General features: G+C 41.9%; 13 protein-coding genes. 5 read left to right on the top strand and 8 right to left on the bottom strand.

Going from position 1 to position 19,651, the window contains the following annotated elements:
- Positions 1–42: 42 nt before the first annotated feature.
- Entirely contained in the window at positions 43–1,614 is a 1,572-nt protein-coding gene (locus ACLPIE_RS19330; protein ID WP_430263350.1) for a hypothetical protein, read from the top strand.
- Between the two features lie 66 nt (positions 1,615–1,680).
- Here ACLPIE_RS19330 and ACLPIE_RS19325 read toward each other — a convergent pair whose 3' ends face one another.
- The 5 genes from ACLPIE_RS19325 to ACLPIE_RS19305 all read right to left on the bottom strand — a co-directional run bounded on the left by ACLPIE_RS19325 (position 1,681) and on the right by ACLPIE_RS19305 (position 10,646).
- Positions 1,681–4,470: a M16 family metallopeptidase gene (locus ACLPIE_RS19325; RefSeq protein WP_430263349.1), complete on the bottom strand. Its 2,790-nt coding sequence runs from the start codon at positions 4,468–4,470 to the stop codon at positions 1,681–1,683.
- Entirely contained in the window at positions 4,460–6,166 is a 1,707-nt protein-coding gene (locus ACLPIE_RS19320) for an ABC transporter ATP-binding protein/permease (protein ID WP_430263348.1), read from the bottom strand. Before ACLPIE_RS19320 ends, ACLPIE_RS19325 begins: the two co-directional genes overlap by 11 nt.
- A gap of 68 nt (positions 6,167–6,234) precedes the next feature.
- The gene (locus tag ACLPIE_RS19315) at positions 6,235–9,006 is read right to left on the bottom strand and encodes a secretin and TonB N-terminal domain-containing protein (protein ID WP_430263347.1); all 2,772 of its coding nucleotides are present in this window, start codon (positions 9,004–9,006) and stop codon (positions 6,235–6,237) included.
- Between the two features lie 117 nt (positions 9,007–9,123).
- The gene (locus ACLPIE_RS19310) at positions 9,124–10,110 is read right to left on the bottom strand and encodes a FecR family protein (RefSeq protein WP_430263346.1); all 987 of its coding nucleotides are present in this window, start codon (positions 10,108–10,110) and stop codon (positions 9,124–9,126) included.
- Complete coding sequence (locus tag ACLPIE_RS19305; RefSeq protein WP_430263345.1) at positions 10,110–10,646, bottom strand: RNA polymerase sigma factor; 537 nt, start codon at positions 10,644–10,646, stop codon at positions 10,110–10,112. The genes ACLPIE_RS19310 and ACLPIE_RS19305 overlap by 1 nt, the downstream gene beginning before the upstream one ends.
- Before the next feature lie 202 nt (positions 10,647–10,848).
- On the opposite strand from ACLPIE_RS19305, the gene ACLPIE_RS19300 reads away from it, so the two are divergent.
- Positions 10,849–11,631: an energy transducer TonB gene (locus tag ACLPIE_RS19300; protein ID WP_430263344.1), complete on the top strand. Its 783-nt coding sequence runs from the start codon at positions 10,849–10,851 to the stop codon at positions 11,629–11,631.
- Between the two features lie 10 nt (positions 11,632–11,641).
- Here ACLPIE_RS19300 and ACLPIE_RS19295 read toward each other — a convergent pair whose 3' ends face one another.
- Complete coding sequence (locus tag ACLPIE_RS19295; protein ID WP_430263343.1) at positions 11,642–12,415, bottom strand: AhpA/YtjB family protein; 774 nt, start codon at positions 12,413–12,415, stop codon at positions 11,642–11,644.
- 175 nt (positions 12,416–12,590) lie between these two features.
- Between ACLPIE_RS19295 and serB the strand changes: the two genes are divergently transcribed.
- The 3 genes from serB to nadR all read left to right on the top strand — a co-directional run bounded on the left by serB (position 12,591) and on the right by nadR (position 16,352).
- Positions 12,591–13,568, top strand: coding sequence for a phosphoserine phosphatase (gene serB, locus ACLPIE_RS19290; RefSeq protein WP_430263342.1), 978 nt, complete (start codon positions 12,591–12,593; stop codon positions 13,566–13,568).
- Positions 13,569–13,700: 132 nt separating this feature from the next.
- On the top strand, positions 13,701–15,086 hold the full coding sequence (gene radA, locus ACLPIE_RS19285) for a DNA repair protein RadA (RefSeq protein WP_430263341.1): 1,386 nt from the start codon (positions 13,701–13,703) through the stop codon (positions 15,084–15,086).
- 30 nt (positions 15,087–15,116) lie between these two features.
- On the top strand, positions 15,117–16,352 hold the full coding sequence (gene nadR / locus ACLPIE_RS19280; protein ID WP_430263340.1) for a multifunctional transcriptional regulator/nicotinamide-nucleotide adenylyltransferase/ribosylnicotinamide kinase NadR: 1,236 nt from the start codon (positions 15,117–15,119) through the stop codon (positions 16,350–16,352).
- Between the two features lie 70 nt (positions 16,353–16,422).
- Here nadR and ettA read toward each other — a convergent pair whose 3' ends face one another.
- Together ettA and ACLPIE_RS19270 are read right to left on the bottom strand one after the other, a co-directional pair.
- The gene (gene ettA / locus ACLPIE_RS19275; protein WP_430263339.1) at positions 16,423–18,090 is read right to left on the bottom strand and encodes an energy-dependent translational throttle protein EttA; all 1,668 of its coding nucleotides are present in this window, start codon (positions 18,088–18,090) and stop codon (positions 16,423–16,425) included.
- A 977-nt stretch (positions 18,091–19,067) separates the two neighbouring features.
- Positions 19,068–19,328: a YdgH/BhsA/McbA-like domain containing protein gene (locus ACLPIE_RS19270; RefSeq protein WP_430263338.1), complete on the bottom strand. Its 261-nt coding sequence runs from the start codon at positions 19,326–19,328 to the stop codon at positions 19,068–19,070.
- Between the last annotated feature and the right edge of the window lie 323 nt (positions 19,329–19,651).

The raw sequence follows: 19,651 nt of genomic DNA, 5'->3' as shown, positions 1-19,651 counted from the left end.
GCCTTTAAATTAAGAATAAAAGGAAGTTAGAGGGAGATTGATATGCTAACTCTTTTGAAACAAAATTTTGATGAAAGAAAATATTTATCTATGTCATTGAATGATATGGTTATTGAAATAATAAATAAACCAAATGTTTTTAAAGGTAATAGCCATGTAATGATAAATAGAATAAGAGAAATTAAAAATAAGGGTGATTCAGGGTGGAGTGAAATAAAAAATGCTTGGGATATTGAGTCTAAAGGGGAAGCTAAAAGAAAAATTGATAAATATTTTAATGAAGGGCTAAAAGTTGATAGTGATCTTTCAATAAAAAAAAGTGTAAAGATAAACCTTAATGATAAAGGGTCTATGCCCCAACCTATAGGTGTTAAAGATAAGGAGATATCGAGTGCTGAAAATAAATATGAAAGTAGAAACTTGAATGGGGGGATAGGAAAAAAGATTCAGCATGCGGTAGAGAAAATAGCAAGTAATTTTGAAAGTGGAATAGAGTTAAAAAAAAGCAAGAGGGATGAGGAGAGTGAAAAAATAAATAAGGTTGAATGTAACAGTTTTGATGATTTAATTAATAATTTAAAAAAAGGAGAGGCTTTATCTGAGAGAGAATTGAGTTATATAAAATTTTTGATGAGTTACATTAGAACAAAAGCCCCGATTGGAAATGAAGATAATATAAGAAAGGAACTTGAGAATGTTTTTGTGAAAATTACTAATTTAATAAGGAATGATGATAAGAGTAAAGTTCTTCACTTGTATCAAGAACAGCGCTTTCTATCTATATATAACTCATCCTGTCGAGTTGCAACCTACGCGATAGAGTCTTTACTTGAAAAAAAAGGGTTCCAGAAAGAAACAATCACAAAAATTAAAGAATACCTTATTAATTATTCAAATGAGTATTTAGTTAAACTTAAGCTAAACGAATCTAAGTATAATGACTACATTAAAAATATAAAGAAATTTTCTGATTTTGATATTTTCAAAGGAGTTGAAAGTATTGATAAAATAATTTTTCTCAAGGGTATTCTCTCTGAAAATAAATTTACCAGCGAGGGCAGGCGATTTTTAACAGAATTTAGTGATAATTTAAAGGATGAAAGAATTATTGACTTTATAAAAGATAAAATAAATTTAGATGTTGGATTGTTGAAGTCTGAATATGATAGTAAATGTTTCGAAGAAAAAAATGCATATGATAAGTATGTTAAAGAAAAAAATGCATATGATAAGTATGTTAAAGAAAAAAATAAAATTATAGATGCTGCTATTAATAGAATTAAATCAATGCTAATTGTGAGTAAAATGCCTAAAAGTATTGTAGATTCTGTGATTGAAGTCATTAATAAAGAAAGAAGTAACATAAAAATAGAACCGTTTTCCTCTAAAATTGATTTAATTATCAATATGCTACAGTGTAAAAGAACTAAAGTTAATGAAATTACTAACGATATTGAACATTATTTGAACATTTCAATGGAACAATTAAAACTAGAGGTTGAAATAGCGAAGTCTAAAAAAATATCATTTCAAGAACGTCTATCTTCATTATTAAATAACTTAAATAATCGAGTGTTAAATTTTATTTATTACGTAAAGCATTCATTTAAATAAGAGCACGGTTAATGTGGCAAGAAAACCAACAGTCTAATTGTAATTAAACTGTTGGTTCTGCTTATATTAAGGCGTCATCATAAACACTTTGCTGTTCTGCCCTAAATACTGCTGAGCTAAGCGGTTAATATCCTCAACCGTTAGTTGGCGAACAAGGGTTTGCTCTTGGTTTAAGCGTTGGTATTGCCCATCGTCTGCAGCAATTTGTGCTAGAGCTTCGGTCCAGTAGCTGGAGCTATCAGTCACTTGAGAATTCTCAGTTAGCCAAATATTTTTCGCTTCGGTTAATTCTTTCTCACTCACCCCCCTTTGGCTAATTTGCCCTATCGTTTTTTGGGCGATTTGCGTCATTTCCTGTGCACGTTCTGGCGAGGTGGTGAAATTCAATCGAGCAAGATAATAAGGCTGTGGCTTTTTGGCTAGCATTTGTGAGAATCCTAATGCGTAAATTCCACTCGCTTTCTCTCTTAACTCACCTCGTAAACGTTGGCTCACAATAGTATCAATCAATTGCATGGCCAGTTGATCTTGCTGTGACCAAACGGCTGGGGCTGCATATTGAATGCTCACCATGCTTTTATCACTGCTACTGATGGGATAAGTTTTATTAAAGCTGGTCATTTTGGGCATAATCCCTTGGTCACGGGATGCCAGTTTTTGGTTACTTTGAGGGAGTGATGCAACCCATTGCTCTAACAGCGGTTTTAGCTCACGGCTATTCATTGCACCTGTAATTACCAGTGTCATATCTGCTGTTGAAGTGAGTAATTGACGGTTGGCTTGTTGCAATTGTTGTGCGGTAAATTGCTGCCAACCACCTTGAGGATTTATCACTAAGAATTCACCGTGAGTATAGCTTTCCTGATTAATATTATCGAGGAAGGTACGTTCTACTGGTGTTTTGGTTAAGTTTAACGCAAAGGACTGTTTTTGTTGCTCTAACTTTTCGCCGCTAAATTGGGGGGCTGTTAACTTTAGGTTGAGTAGCTGTAGTGCCGTTTCAAGGTTATCAACAGGGGCTTTTCCGCGAAAACCATGTGTGAGCAATTCACTGTATGGACGAATGCTAATTTGGTTTTGTTTTGCCAGCAAAGCCAGATCCCGTGCGCTGTAATTTCCATAGCCGCTGCTTTCAGGAAGTTTTAATGCCCAATCGGTTAACCCTGCCGTTTGCGGTGTTTCTAATGAGCGACCACCCGGTAATTGCAAGTTAAATTGAATATCATCTTTTAGGTTTTTATCTGTTTTAACAATCACCTGAATGCCATTGCTTAGCGTCCAATGTTCCGTTTTTTCAACAGGGAGCTTAGACTGCTCAACAATATTGCCTTTGGGGGCTTGAGGTAACTGTAATTGAATTGCTTTAGAACGCAGAGTAAATGGCCCTGGAGTACTTTGGCGGATTTTAAGCCATTGTTGATTGAATGCCGATTTGTCAACAGATTGTGCATCTATATCTGGGCCAATTAAGGCCAAACGAGGGGAGGCAACTTGTAGGAATTTTGCAACATGCTGTTGTAAATCTTGCGGTTTAACTGATTTCATCAATTGGTAGCTGTTATCTAACTGCTGGCGTTTATTCCACATTGGCATATCGTATTCAAGGGCTGTCGTCAGTTGTCCGGCTAAATATTCATTACTATAACGTTGCTCAGAAGCGGCTTGTAGGCTGAATTTTTTCAACATGGCTTGCTTTGCCGAATCAAGTTCTTCTTGGGTAACGGGTTCAGTGGCAAGGCGTTGTAGCTCTGTAAATAAAATTTCGGTCGCACCTTGGTAATCATTACCTTTTGGGTGGATGATCATTAACTGTTGTAAGCGCAGGTTATCTAACATTGCCCCTTGTTCATTGATGCTAATGGATGGCAACACACCATTGTCGACCATGACGGAGAAGCGTTGGTTTAAAATAGCCAGCCACAGGTTATCGAGTAGGTCTTCAGTTTGCCCTAAGCGGCTATTTAGCGGTGCGCTAACATCCTTTTGTAAAGCGAATTGCACATAACGTGCCCCTTGCTCTTTATCAAACACGCCTTGCACTAACATATTGGTTGAATGGGCAAATTGTTTCCATTGCGGGTTATCTTCTGCCACTTTTTCGGGTTTAGGGAGCGCAAATAAATTATCAACCTGATTGCGTACTAATGAACTATTGAAATCACCAATAATTAATAGTGACATTCGCTGAGGTTGATACCATGTTTGATAATAGTTTTTTGCTTGTTCAATAGGGGCATTGCGTACTACATCTAATGAACCAATTGGGTTGCGATCAGCGTAACGGCTACCGTGATAACGTAATTTCTCTAGACTGTCATTGATGCGATAGCCCATTCCTTGGCGTAAACGCCATTCTTCAACGATTACGGGGCGTTCTTTTTCAAAGGCGTCTTGGTCAAAGGTCATATTTGACGCCCAATCTGCCATAACTTGTAGGCCAGTTGCGACCTGAGCCGGTGTTGCTTCAGGTAATGAAAGTTTGTATAGCGTGGAGTTTAAGCTGGTGATGGCATTGACGTGGCTTCCCAGTTTAAGCCCTTGGTGTTCAAGCTGTTTGAATCCAGTTGTTCCCGGAAAGTGTTTGGTGCCTTTAAACGCCATATGTTCAGTAAAGTGCGCAAGGCCAAGTTGTTGCTCATTTTCTTGCAGTGAACCGCTACTGACCAATAAACGCAGTTCAACGCCGGGTTGATTGCGTTGTAGAAGGTAAACTTGCAGCCCATTTTCGAGTTGATAGTGTTGCAGGTCACCGCGCACGGGTAACAGTGAGGTTGAGTTTTGGCTCACAGATGTGCTGCCTGCGCAGCCACCGAGCAGAATGCTTACCAGTGTGGCGAAGGTAATTTTACGAAGCATATTTAGGCGTTCCTGTATTTAAGGATTTTTCACTCGCAGGTTCAACGAGCAATATTTGTTGTTCCGCAAATTGAGCAACGAAGCTCTGATGGCTAACCAAAACAATGGCGCTGTCATGTAATTCAGCTTTTAATAGAGCGAGTAGCTCTAATGCACTGTTTTCATCAAGCGCAGAGGTGGTTTCATCCAATAAAAGCAGTTTTGGACGATTGAGCAATAGTCGGGCAAACATCACGCGTTGCTGTTCACCACCGGATAGTCGGTTGTTCCAATCAGTTTCTAAGGCTAATTGATGATGTAGTTTTTCCAACCCAACGAGGGTGAGTGCATATTGGAAATCGTTTTGGCTAAATGAAGAAGTCGCCTGTGGGTAAGCGAGTAAACTATCAAGGCGGCTAATGGGCAAATAGAGACGCTGAGGAACCCACATTACGTGCTCTGTACGCGTGATTGTGCCGTTGAAAAATGGCCAATGGCCACTTAGTGTACGCAATAAAGTGGATTTACCAATACCGGAGCGACCTGAGATTAGAGTGAGTTCACCTTGTTTAGCGGTTAAGTTGACCTTACTAAGCAGGCAGCGGTTATCTGCCGTTGATACGGAAAGATTTGCTGTCAGCGGGGCTTGTTGTTCGTTGATAGTCACGGCGGCCTTGTTATCATTTTCCAACAAGACGACAAAATTATATAAACGCGAAACCGTGGCTTGCCATGCGGCAATTTCTTTATAGGCGAAAATAAACCAACCGAGAGAGGTGGCAACACTGGTAAAGGCTTGGCGTAGCTGCATTAGGCCTCCTAGCATGATTTCACCCGCAAGGAATTTAGGCAAAGCCAGTAATACAGGCGCTAAGGCGGTTACTTGTTGGTAGCCAACGGTATAGAAAGAGAGATTCCGCTCACAGCGGATCAGGCGGTTCCAGTTACTGATGATTTCACCAAAGCGTCCCATCAGTTCTTTTCTGTCTTGGTTTTCACCACGTTGCCCCGCGATAGCATCACCATGTTGGCGGCAGTTAATTAGCGAGCTACGGTAATCGGCCTCACGGCGCTGTTTATCCATATGTAAGCGCCGTAGTGGAAAGCCAATCCACTGGGTGAGGGCGATACCAATCAAGGTGTAAATGATACAGGCCCAAAACATATAACCGGGGATAGTCCAATCGCTATCGGCAAAGTTGAACGAGAGGCTGCCAGAGAGTGTCCACAAAATGGCTGCGAATGAAACCAGCGTTAGCATTGAGTGGAGGAATGTCACCACTAAATTTAGCGTCGATTCAATCAGTAAACGGATATCTTCGGCGATACGTTGGTCTGGGTTATCCGGTTCTTGGGCGGTTAATCTTAACAGGTAGTGTTTACTGTTGGGGGATAGCCAGCGGCTGAGGACTTGCTCGGTCATGCCTTTGCGCCAGCGGATAATCAGCATTTGTTTTAGGTAATTACCCATAACAACGACAAAAATTAGCCCACTGACTAAGACAACAAAGTACTGCAACAGGCCATATAGGGCTTGGCCGTCGAGCTTTTGTAGGGCGTTATAAAAATCCCCATTCCACATGTTCATTTTGACGTTGAACCAGACGGATGACAGCGTGAGCCCTAAGGAGGCAAACAGCAGTATCCAGCACAAAAGGGCAGCACGCTGCCCCCAAAAAGGTTTCACTAAATAGAAAAATTGTTTCAGTGTCTTCATGACGTTTTATTCATTTGTTGTTTTTAATTGCTTATATTATTTTTATTGCTCACATTGCTGGTGATGACTTAAAAATCGTAATTGACTTGTAACCAGAACTGACGGCCCGGATCATAGGCTTTGATGACTCGGTTATCGTAGGTAAATCGTTCAGATATATTTTTATTATTCAATATGTTATTGACTTCAACAGAAACACCAAAGCCATAAGCAAAATCAGGCTTCCAACCTAGGCGAGTATCCCATGTATATTTACTGGCGAAGTGTTGCTTGGTGTACTTACGAACTTGTCCATATTCAGGGTCAAAATCGTACGCATTGTCATAGCGCACAGCTTGGGAGCGAGCCCCCCACCATTGCAGGCGGTTATACCAAGTGACGTCGTAATCATCCCAAACACTGGTTAACTCTAAATTAAGCTTGATTGGAGAGTTAAAACTGGTTGATGGTAGCTTGGATGCATCGATGATTTTGCCGTTATAAGAAACTTTGTCGAGATTGACTCGGTTGCTTGGGTCATAGGAACTATAGCCTGCATCTTTCGGTGTATTACTTTCACTTTGTTGCCAAGTGAATGATGCAGCCATTACATGGGAAGCTTCGGCCCATTCCCACGGTTGGCTATTTTTTACCGATAAGGTTACGGTATCGTGAGAACTGCGCCCACCATTGTCAAAGGTACGAATACTGCGCGTATTTGGGTCACGAGGGTTATCGTACTTGGTACGGTTTCTAACTTCATCATACCCTTCACGGTGAACATATTGCAGGCGCCATGTCGTGGATAAAATATCTTGTTGTAGTGCAAGGGTCAGTTCATCGTTATAAGGTGTTTTTAATGACTCTAATCCCTCGTAATCTTTTTGATTATCCCAATCATTTTTGTTTGGATCGAGAGAGCAAGCCATTGATTCGCTATATGCCATACAGTTTTGCATGCCATCATTTTGTGCACCATACAGTGCATAAGTTAGCATTGAGCGGCCATAATAGCGGTTAGCACCAGCAATAATTTGAGTTTTACCATCACCAAAGACATCATAGGTTCCACTCAGACGGGGCGCGATATTGGTACGATTTACGAAGTCATCACGATCGAGACGAACCCCCGGTCGGAGCGTTAACTTGCCATATTGAATGTTGTCATCAAGAAAAAGGGCATAGTTAGTATAATCTGCGGAATAAGCACCTTGGCGAAAACGGGTTACGTTGCTAAGGTAGCCAGAGTACATATTGTCTGGGCCAATTTCTCCGGTATAGGTATAACGGAAATAGTCATGATCACGCACATAAGTCCCTTTGGTGTAATTAACCTCTGCGCCTAATGTGGGATTATGAGTTAAGCCTAAACCGTCTTCTTTAGGATCAAAACGCATCACGGTTTTTAAGCCGTGGGTTTTTTGTTTTGATTCCAAATCCCCTAAACCGCCACTATTTTGTTCAACCATGTTCCAGTTGTCATCGAAAGCACGGATTGTTAGAGAGTATTTTTGGTCATTTTTTCGGTTATCTTTCAAGTCTTGTGTACTTGCTGTAACTTCAAGTTGTCCTAAATCAAACTTTTGTTTGTATACGGCGGTAAAACCAAGTCCATCATGGGTGGAGTCGTACCCTGAATTGGCAATTGTTGATGAAAATAGACGACTATCATAATTGGCATAATTGGCAGATAAATCAAATGAACTCTTATCTGATAAATCTACTGAGTATTTTAAAAAGTAGTTATCTGAGGTACGGCGCTGATTTTTTTTACCATAAAAGCCATCAAAAGGTACAATCTGGTTATTTTCAAGCACATAAGCTTCACCACCAACGACTGTCATTGGGATCGTGGAGCTACGGCGCGAGGCAGAGAATACGATACCTGAATTATCGGTCACACCCGCTTCAAACCAACCACCAAAGTCGCTTTTGTCGTAACGGTTTTGGAAGCGAGCAGGATTGGCGGTATCATTTTTAGTGGTATCAATGCCTTGTGTGGAGTCGTGGAATAGGTTATTCCAGCCTGAGCGAGTTAAGCGGTAATAGGCATGAGCACTATTTTCCCCTTGCCAGCGGCGGCTGTTCACTTCAACGGTGCCCCCTGTAAACCCACCAAATTCGACCGGGATGTTGTTGTCATACACCGTCATGCTGTCGATAAGACGGCTATCGATGTAAATTCCTTGGTCGCTGCTGCTTAGTCGAGTCGAGGTTTCACCAAGGCCATTGTCCGCAGGGTCAAAGTCATTATTAAAGCTCACGCCATCCAGACGATAGGCATTTTGATAACTGCTTGAACCGTGAATGGAAATACGTGAAGGTTTAATTTCCCCTTGGTTCATGGAGTTGCTGTCACTATTGGCAAACTGTACGGCAGGGTTGGTTTTCATCAAGTCCGTAATATTGCCATCGCCAGTATTTTTCTGGCTAATTTCTTCAGACGTCACATACTGCGGTGCTGACATGACATCGGTCGCAGGGTGGTTTTGTACCACGCCAGAAACTTGAGTTTCCGGTAATACTAAGGTGCCTTGGTTTAGGTTTTGCTGACGAATAACCAAAACCCCATTTTCATTGACTAACTCTAAGCCGCTACCGATGAGTATTTTTTGTAATGCGGTTTGGGCTGAGTAGTTACCCGATAATGCAGGGGCTCGTAGGCCATTAAGCTGGCTTTTATCATAAAGCAGTTGCATTTGGCTCTGACGGCTAATTTCGGCAACGGATTTATCAAGTGACTGTTCTGGCAGTGAAAATGCCAGTTCTTGTGCAGATGCAGACTGACAAACAATGGCGCTGCTCACCGCGATAGCAAGGGCGAGCGGCCTTAATCGGCTTTGAGTAAACTGAATAGACATGGATATCCCTTATTCTTAAGCTGCACAAAAAGTGTGCGAAAAATGGTCAATAAAATAATGACTACCTAAGAAGAGGGTGAAATGAGAATTATCCTCACCTGTAAATGAAAATATTTTTCATTTATTTTTTTTATTTTGAATAATCAAGATGTTATTTTTATCTTGATGGATGACCTGTACAGGTAATAGCGAGGGAAGTGCTTGAAAGAATGTATCAGGCTGGCGCAAATTGAGGCGGCCTGAGATTTTACGGTTGGCTAGGCTAATCGGTGACAGCTCAATATTGAAGGAGGAATAGTTTTTCAGTTCATTGAGCACCTCAGATAAGGGTTTATCAACAAACACCAGCTCGCCAAAACGCCAACGGGCGACATCTCGCGTATCGATATGTTGGCGGGTAATTTGGCTATTAGGACTTTGACTGACCGCGCTATCTCCTGCAAGGAGAAAAACAGGGTGATCATTTTCGAGACTTTGGAAACTGACGATCCCTTGGCTCACATTAACGGAAATCTGTTGGGCCTCTTTGTTCACTTCAAATTCAGTACCAACCACTTGAATACGTCTTTTATCGGCCTGAATGATAAACGGGCGATAGGGGTTAGACTTCACTTTGAAATAAACATTCCCATTTTCTAGATAGACATTCCGAACTGGGGTCTCATAGGCGACCTGAATACGTGTATTGCGGTTGAGAAACAATGAAGAACCGTCTGGCAAAGTGACTTCTTTTGGTGAGTCAGTGGTAACCAAAGTCATGTTATTAAGCAACATGGATGGCAGGTGGCTGTAGGGCAGAAACAAAATTGCGGCAATGAAAAATGCCGCTAACGTATTACCCAACGGACGCCATAAGCGAAAAAAAGGGCGTTTTTCCTCCGCCAGTTTCACGCTTGCAGGGCGCGGCATTGCATCAAAATCTCGCCATACGGTAGCAATTGCATCATAGGCTTTTGCATGGGCAGACGATGACGCGAGCCATTGCTTAAATTGCTCGGTTTCAAGGGCACTGATGCGTTGGCTGTGCATACGAGTGAACCATAGCGCAGCTTCTTCATCAATGCGGTTTTCATCATCTTTTGTTGGCAACGAATTGTGTGTCATTACTGGTTATTACCCTGATTATCAAGGTGTTTTTTACAATGAACTAACGCTGCCGCAATGTGTTTTTCCACCATGCTGATTGAAATTTCCATTCGTTCAGCAATCTCACTTTGAGATAGCCCATCAAAACGATACAGCAAAAATGCTTCTCGCCGACGTGGAGGTAAGGTTTCGAGCGCTTCACTTAGCCGTTGAATGCGTTGCTGATGTTCCAATATTTCACTGGGATCAGCTTGGCTTTGTTCAAAATTGAGCTCATGTGCCACCTCATCAATGGAGGTCTCTGATTTAGTTTGGCGCTGATTGCGTCGCCAATGGTCAATCAAAACATGATTAGCAATTTTAAACAGGTAAGCGCGACTTTCTTTTACCGGTGTTTTTTCTTTGCGGTTAAGCCATAGTGTAAACACATCCTGTGATAAATCATCAGCATCGTTGCTGTTGTCTAGCCGATTGCGGAAAAAGCGCACAAGCTGGCTATATGTTAACTGATATGCACCGCTAATTTTACGGGCAAGGGATTTATCAATGGTCATTTTGCTGGTGTTAATGTCATAAAAGAGCACAAGCAGAGGGAGTGGATACCGATGATTGCGCTGATTAATAATCTGCTCAGATTACTTTTTATTTTAAATCAATATGTTATTTTAATTTTTATATCTTTACTAATAATAATGAATATCATTTTTGTTTGTATTATGCCTATAATCTGCAAAAAATAAAGTCGTGAGGCAGAATATGAGCAGTATGACGGGCAAGTTAGAACGCCCGATTTTCCGTCCACTGGGCGGTTTGTTTTTAAGTTTTCTTTTCCACGGAACACTAGCAATCATTTTTATCGGATGGTTTACCTCATCAATACCTAAGACAGGGGTATTACCGCCCGCTATTTCATTGCAACTTGGCGTTTATCAATTGGAGCAACAGGTAGAGCCTGAAGTCAATCACGCGCCAAAACAACAAATGGCGACCCGTGAAGAAACGCTGCCTGATGTGGTTGAAAAGGTTGAAAAACTCCCTGAGACAGCAATGGTGGATAATGGCACCTTGACGAAAGTGACTGAAAAAAAACGCCCGCCAAAGAAAAAACAACCTCAAGAGAAAAAGGTATTTGAAGACGCGCCCGTTTTAACCCAAGAGTCTACCGTGACCTCTGCCCCCGCTTCTGGTAGCGAGGCAAACAGTAGTGCGAACTTTTCCAGTAATGCGTCTGCGGCTGTCAGTGGTCATCAAGGTTGGCAAAGTGAAGTGCATCAACGTATTGCGAAATCCAAACGTTATCCACGTGCGGCACTGCGTTTTCGCTCCACTGGGGTTTCTCAGGTCAAAGTGACGTTGGACAGCAAAGGTGAGGTCATCACGGCCAGTTTGTTGAATTCATCGGGCACTAAGATTTTAGATAAAGAAGCTCTAGCGACGATTTCGCGTGCGGCACCTTTCCCCGTACCGCCAGAAACATTACTGGTGGATGGGCGAGTGGAATTCATCGCCCCTATCGTATTTGACACCACATCAATTTAAGTTATCGATGTTACTTATCAGACTGGGTTGGCTTGCTTTTCGGAGCAGGCCGCTTAGGTCGATAAGGGCGAGGTGCTTTTTTCCGTTTTAGACGCACAGGTTTTAGTGGTGCCGACACATTGGCTTCGTTTTCTTTATCTACCGAGTTTTTCTCTTCAGGGCTGTCATCGCTATTCTCATCAGTATTTACGACAAGCGGCGGTGGCTGTTTGTGGCCTTTCTTTTTCTTCAACTGTAACAGTGTGTTAGCTAAAACAAACCCAATACAGAGCGCAAACAGAATAAAAATTCGTAGCACGTTGGTACTGTTATCGGCTTGCTGGATTTCAGCGGAAAGTAACTCGGTATCAATCGTTAGGCGCAGGTAGCCTTTAGGCTCTTTTGCCCCTTGAATAGGCACAACAAGCTGGTACTGAAAGTTTTGTAGTGAGGAGTTGCCATCAATGGCTAACCGTTCTTTCACGGTAGTCGGCTCGCCGACTTGTGTCACTAACGCACCACTGGCTGTATAAATACTTGCATCTAAAATATATTTATCTTTTGCTACATTATTTAGGTTGGCATTAATTCGTTCTAAATTAAAATCTTTGCTGCCGGGAACTATATAATCAGATAAGCTAAATGCCACTTGTTCAGCAAGTACATAAGTTAATTGTTTAAACTGCTCGATTCGGCTTTGTGTTTGGCTATGGCCTAAGTATGAGACACCATGCATCAGTAGGGTGACTAACGCAACGCAGATAACAATAATAACGGTTTTGTGTAGTCTAAAGGTGAGTTTCATTGCTTTATTGGTGCTCTCGACTTATTTTGAGTATAAAAAAGTAATCTGGGTTATCTGCAGTTTTAACCGCAAAAACATAAGGTCATAACGCCTTAAAATTTAGTATAGTGGCTTCGTTCGGCTGCTCGCAACTTATCATTATAAAAAGTTATATCGATTACAGGAGCTAATTTTCATGTCAACGAGTTTGACCTACTGCTATTTACCCGATGAAATCCAAAAATGGCCCGGTTTGCCACTCTCACTCAGTGGTGAGGAAGTCATGCCATTAGATTACCGCGCTGGTGATAGTGGGTGGTTACTATATGGTCGCGGCTTAGATAAAGCTCGTATCAGTAATTTCCAACAGCGATTAGGGATCGCCATTGTGATTGTATCTTCATGGCGCATCGATGACTACCAAGTGGTTAGGATCGCTGGAAGTATTACACCTCGAATTAAAAAACTCGCTGATGAATGTTTATTAGATGTGGTGCCATTAGGCCAAATTCCGCGCCTACGTTCACCGGGTCTGTTATTGATGGATATGGACTCGACGGCGATTCAAATTGAATGTATCGATGAAATTGCGCGCTTAGCCGGTGTGGGTGAACAGGTCGCGGAGGTCACTGAGCGAGCCATGCAAGGGGAGCTCGATTTTACTGAAAGTTTACGTGCTCGTGTCGGCTTACTCGAAGGCGCTGACGCGGCCATTCTTGACCAAGTGCTGGAAACACTGCCTCTGATGCCGGGGTTAACTAACTTGGTGCGTAAACTGCAAGCGATGAATTGGCACATTGCCATTGCATCCGGTGGTTTTACTTTCTTTGCGGATAACTTACGTCAACGTTTAAAACTTGTGGCGGCTGTTGCGAACCAACTTGAAATCAAAAATGGTAAGTTAACGGGTAAAGTCAAAGGGCCGATTGTGGATGCGAAGTATAAAGCGCAAACTTTGGTTAAATTAGCTGAAAAGTTGGAAATCCCCATTGAACAAACCGTTGCAATCGGTGATGGGGCAAATGACTTGAAGATGATCCGTAAAGCGGGTCTTGGTATTGCCTATCATGCCAAGCCAAAGGTATATGCAAGGTCTAAAGTGGCTATCCGCCACGCTGACCTGATGGGGGTTTTGTGTGTTTTAAGCGGGGGCTTGAAGCACGAGGAACGGTAAATATTCTTCATGGCTTGTGCTGTAGCGGTGTTGGCTTAGCTTTACTTGCCGCCTTGCTGCAACACACTCCATTTTGAATAGGATGAGTTAGCATCAATCTATAACTAAGTTAATTATCAAGAGGAGTTTGTTGTGGCGAAAGGGGTTAAAAGGGCGTTTGTCTGTAATGAATGCGGTGCGGATTATCCGCGTTGGCAAGGTCAGTGTAGCGCTTGTCATGCATGGAATACCATTACGGAAGTCCGTCTCGCCTCAGCAAGTTCTTCATCGCGCAATGACCGCTTAACGGGGTATGCAGGGAATGCCGCTGGGGTGAGTAAAGTTCAGAAATTATCTGAAATTAGCCTCGAAGAACTGCCCCGCTTTACCACCGGTTTCAAAGAGTTTGACCGTGTACTTGGTGGGGGGGTTGTACCCGGAAGTGCTATTCTTATCGGGGGAAATCCGGGGGCCGGTAAAAGTACCTTATTACTGCAAACCATGTGTCTGTTATCCCGTGAAATGAAGACATTGTACGTCACAGGGGAAGAGTCGCTACAGCAAGTAGCCATGCGAGCGCATCGGTTAGGATTGCCAACGGATTCCCTCAATATGCTATCAGAAACCAGTATTGAGCAAATTTGTCTAACCGCAGAGCAAGAACAACCTAAACTGATGGTGATAGATTCCATCCAAGTGATGCATATGGCGGATATTCAATCATCACCGGGTAGTGTGGCACAAGTGAGGGAAACCGCGGCTTATCTTACCCGTTTTGCGAAAACGCGCGGAGTGGCCATTATTATGGTGGGTCACGTGACGAAAGATGGCTCGCTGGCAGGCCCTAAAGTCCTCGAACACTGCATTGACTGCTCTATTATGTTAGATGGTGATGCGGATAACCGCTTTCGTACTTTGCGAAGCCATAAGAACCGCTTTGGGGCAGTCAATGAATTAGGGGTCTTTGCGATGACAGAGCAAGGCCTAAAAGAAGTCAGTAACCCTTCTGCGATTTTCTTAAGCCGTGGTGATGAGATTACTTCAGGCAGCTCTGTGATGGTGGTGTGGGAAGGGACAAGGCCATTGCTGGTGGAAATTCAAGCGCTTGTCGACCACTCAATGATGTCGAATCCGCGCCGCGTTGCCGTTGGGTTAGAGCAAAACCGTTTGGCAATTTTGTTAGCGGTGTTACATCGGCATGGTGGCTTACAAATGTCTGACCAAGACGTGTTTGTTAACGTGGTTGGTGGCGTCAAAGTTACGGAAACCAGTGCCGACTTAGCATTATTGCTTTCTCTTGTCTCCAGTTTTCGTGATCGTCCTTTGCCTAGAGACCTCGTGGTTTTTGGTGAAGTCGGGTTGGCAGGGGAAATTCGCCCAGTACCAAGTGGTCAAGAGCGGATTTCTGAGGCGGCAAAACATGGTTTTAAACGCGCTATCGTACCTCATGCGAATATGCCCAAAAAATCACCGCCAGATATGAAAGTTTATGGGGTGAAGAAACTTGCAGATGCACTCAGCATTTTAGATGAGCTATAACGTTACCATTTAACGTAAAAAGGAAAATCCATGGCTGATTTTGACTATCTTAAAAACGCAATTAAACGAGCGGGTTATACGCTACAGCAAGTTGCGGAAGCGACAGATATGACCAAAGGCTATCTCAGCCAGTTGATTAACGACAAAATAAAAAGCCCCAGCGCACAAAAAATTGCCGCCCTTCATCGCTTTTTAGGCCTTGAATATCCCAATCAGCAAAAAACCATTGGTGTAGTGTTTGGTAAGTTCTATCCATTGCATACAGGGCATATCTATTTGATCCAACGGGCGTGTAGCCAAGTGGATGAACTGCATGTGATCCTTTGTCATGATGAACCACGGGACAAAGACCTGTTTGTGAACAGCTCAATGTCACAACAACCTACAGTCAGTGACCGCCTTCGTTGGTTGTTGCAAACCTTTAAATATCAAAAAAATATACGTATTCATTCATTTGATGAAAATGGCATAGAGCCTTATCCACACGGTTGGGAAGTGTGGAGTGATGGCATGAAAGGTTTTTTGAAAAAACACAATATCAATCCGAGCTTTATTTATTCAGGTGAGGTCAACGATGTACCTCGCTATAAAAAATATTTAGGCATTGAAACCGTTTTGGTCGACCCTGAGCGCACGTTTATGAATATTAGCGGAAACCAAATTCGCCAAGCCCCGTTCCGCTATTGGGAGTACATCCCTACAGAAGTGAAACCTTTCTTTGTACGTAAAGTGGCGATTTTAGGCGGTGAATCGAGTGGTAAATCCACGTTGGTCAATAAGTTAGCGAATATTTTCAATACATCCAGTGCATGGGAATATGGCCGTGACTATGTGTTTAGTCACCTCGGTGGTGATGAGATGGCATTGCAATATTCTGATTACGATAAAATCGCTTTAGGCCATGCTCAATACATTGATTTTGCGGTGAAATATGCCAATAAAGTCGCATTTATTGATACAGATTTTGTTACCACACAAGCCTTTTGTTTGCGCTATGAAGGGAAAGAGCATCCATTTGTTCAAGCTCTGATTGATGAGTATCGATTCGATTTGGTGATAGTTTTGGAAAACAACACCCCGTGGGTTGCTGATGGGCTACGGAGTTTAGGCAGTGATAAAGACAGAAAAGCCTTCCAAAACTTACTTATTGAGATGCTTAAGAAAAATAATATTGAATTTGTGCGCGTGGAATCACCAGACTACGATACTCGATTTTTAGAATGTGTCACGCTAGTTCAGCAGTTATTGATGTTGGATGACTTATAAAGTCACTCAATAAAAAATAAAGTCACTTAATAAAAAACGGCACTCGAGGGTGCCGTTTCATCGTTCATGACTACTTCGTCATTCTTTTGTATTTCATCCGGTGTGGCTGAAGCGCATCCGCACCAAGAGTACGTTTTTTGTAATCTTCATATTCAGAGAAGTTACCTTCAAAGAACGTGATATTACCTTCATCTTGGTAATCAATGATATGTGTTGCAATACGGTCAAGGAACCAACGGTCATGGGAAATAACCATGGCGCAGCCCGGGAATTCTAACAGGGCATTTTCCAGCGCGCGCAAGGTTTCAACGTCAAGGTCGTTGGTTGGTTCATCGAGCAGCAAAACGTTACCCCCCACTTGCAGCAGTTTGGCTAGATGTAAACGACCGCGTTCACCACCGGATAACTCACCAACGCGTTTGCCTTGGTCAACGCCTTTAAAGTTAAAGCGACCCACATAGGCACGGCTTGGAATTTCAAAGTTGCCGATGCGCATAATATCTTGACCGTTAGAAATCTCTTCCCACACGGTTTTGCTATCATCCATTGCATCACGGAATTGATCAACAGAGGCGATTTTTACGGTATCACCTAATGTGATAGAGCCAGAATCCGGCTGCTCTTGGCCTGAAATCATGCGGAACAGGGTTGATTTACCCGCACCATTAGGACCGATAATCCCAACAATTGCACCTTTCGGAATCGAGAAGTTCAGGTTATCTATCAGAACGCGGTCACCATAAGATTTACTTAGGTTTTCAACTTCGATAACTTTGTCACCTAAGCGTGGGCCAGGTGGAATAAACAGTTCGCTAGTTTCGTTACGCTTTTGATATTCGACGCTATTGAGCTCTTCAAAGCGAGCTAAACGCGCTTTACCTTTAGCCTGACGACCTTTCGGATTTTGACGTATCCACTCAAGTTCTTTTTCAATAGACTTGCGACGAGCTGCTTCAGTCGAAGCTTCTTGCGCTAAACGTTCATCTTTTTGCTCAAGCCAAGAAGAGTAATTACCTTCCCAAGGAATACCTTCACCGCGGTCAAGTTCAAGTATCCAACCTGCCACGTTATCTAAGAAGTAACGGTCATGCGTGATAGCGACAACAGTTCCTTCGTAATCGTGTAGGAAGCGCTCTAACCATGCAACAGACTCGGCGTCCAAGTGGTTAGTTGGTTCATCAAGCAGCAGCATGTCTGGTTTTTCTAACAGCAGACGGCAAATTGCCACACGGCGACGTTCACCCCCTGAGAGATTCTCGATTTTTGCATCCCAAGGAGGAAGGCGCAGTGCGTCAGCAGCACGTTCCAGTTGGTTATCAAGGTTATGGCCATCTTGGGCTGAAATAATCGCTTCTAGCTCGCCTTGTTCTTTCGCTAGTTTATCGAAATCGGCACCTTCTTCTGCATAGGCGGCATAAACTTCATCTAAACGAGTTAATGCACGCTTAACTTCACCAACGGCCTCTTCAACCGCTTCGCGTACAGTGTGCTCAAGGTTCAGTTTAGGTTCTTGGGGGAGATAACCAATTTTCAGGCCAGGTTGTGGGCGTGCCTCACCTTCGATATCAGTATCAATACCCGCCATGATGCGTAGTAATGTCGATTTACCTGCACCATTAAGACCTAAAACACCGATCTTAGCCCCCGGAAAGAAGCTCAGAGAGATATTTTTTAAAATATGACGTTTCGGTGGAACAATTTTTCCAACCCGATACATACTGTAGACGTATTGAGCCAATTTACTTTTCCTTTTGTTTTATAAGCAAAAAGTTAAACAACCTTTAATTTATAGGGCATGGATGGGGGATGACTAAAAAGCTTTAAATTTAGCTACCTACCTGAATATTATTATATTCTGGCATCCAATAACCATAAACCATAAAAATCATTTTCACGGAACTAGCCCTCCTATTTATATTGCAAAAAATTTATATTGCAAAAAAGTAGGCTAGCACCCGCTAAAAACGCCTAACAAGCATAAGTTATGCCTAGCTTGATAGCGTTTCGATGCCTTATTTTAGCCTTTTTATTTGCTCTATCCCACATATCACCGAGAGTTGTTGAGGGATAGCGACCGCTTTTAATCGTATAATCACGAGTATTGATACTAGGATAGAATATAAAGGCGTATTTGTTTTTACGTGTCTTATCAAATTCTCACAGACGTATGTTAACTTTAACTGATTCTTGCATATACGTTAATGGTATTTGAGCTTTTAATGCATTTATTGCTGGCTCGAGTAAAACAATAATCTTATCAGTTTCCGCATTCGTTTTGCTAAGGTGTATTGTTTTGCAGCGGTCCAATTGCGTCTCACTGTAATTGTTCCTACATCTAAGTCAACATCTTCCCATGCAAGGGGGATAGTTTATCTAGGTATATTTGCGTACAAAAAGCTAAAGATAACAACGATGATCAGGAAAGTGGTCAATCACCCAAGAAGCAATTAACACAGCACTATTCCTGCAAAGGGCGAGGTAAAGAATTAGATGAAGCTTAGCGTAAATAACAAGGGAACATTCATTTATAAACATTGATCTCTTGCGCGGGTAAAGGCTTTAATCGTGTGTTGTCGTCTGAGGCGTTTATTGAAAAAAGTACGTTAGAACAAGTCGTTGGTAAAGCAATAAGATAAATAATTATAGATGGGAATACGTTAAAATTTAAAAATGGGCGATTTTGAAATAGTTTCGCCCATAAAATATAACTATCAATTATTTTTTGTACAGTTCACCAATAACTGTAACAGAATTACCATTTCCTTCAGGCGTAGTTTCAGTTATTACAAAAAACTCTATTCCTTTATTATCAGCATCGTTTGATATTTTTTTTATTGCAGAGCTTACTGTTTTATCAGTATGACTAATAGTTTCAACTTTTGTTAAATTTTTTGCTTCATCTTTAGATATTTCAGATGCAGCTAGGGTTGAAAAGCTTATAAATGAAGAGACTATCAGGACTAATATTTTATTCATAATCATTAACACCTTATAAAATTTAATGTTGGAATTATAAAACGGAATAAGTATTTTCCTTACCGATAGAAGCGTTACATATTCAGTTTAAATAAGCTCTAAAGATAAAAGTTTAGTTTTTGTTTAATAGAATTATAAAAACTAAGCCTTATACCACTATATACCGACTTAAGTTAAATTTAAATGTGTTGATATTTGGGTCTTCCCCGATCATGGTGGTCAGACTCAAAATCCCATATCTAAATTACCATAGTGAAACATCACTGCTGTTTTAAATCGTTCTTGATTTCGATAACCTCTTGCTTTGATCCTCAATAATCTAA

It is taken from the genome of Providencia sp. Me31A (genome assembly GCF_050487165.1).
Classification (GTDB): Bacteria; Pseudomonadota; Gammaproteobacteria; order Enterobacterales; family Enterobacteriaceae; genus Providencia.
Note: the sequence above shows the minus strand (reverse complement) of the source record. Positions and strands in the feature narration are given on the sequence as shown.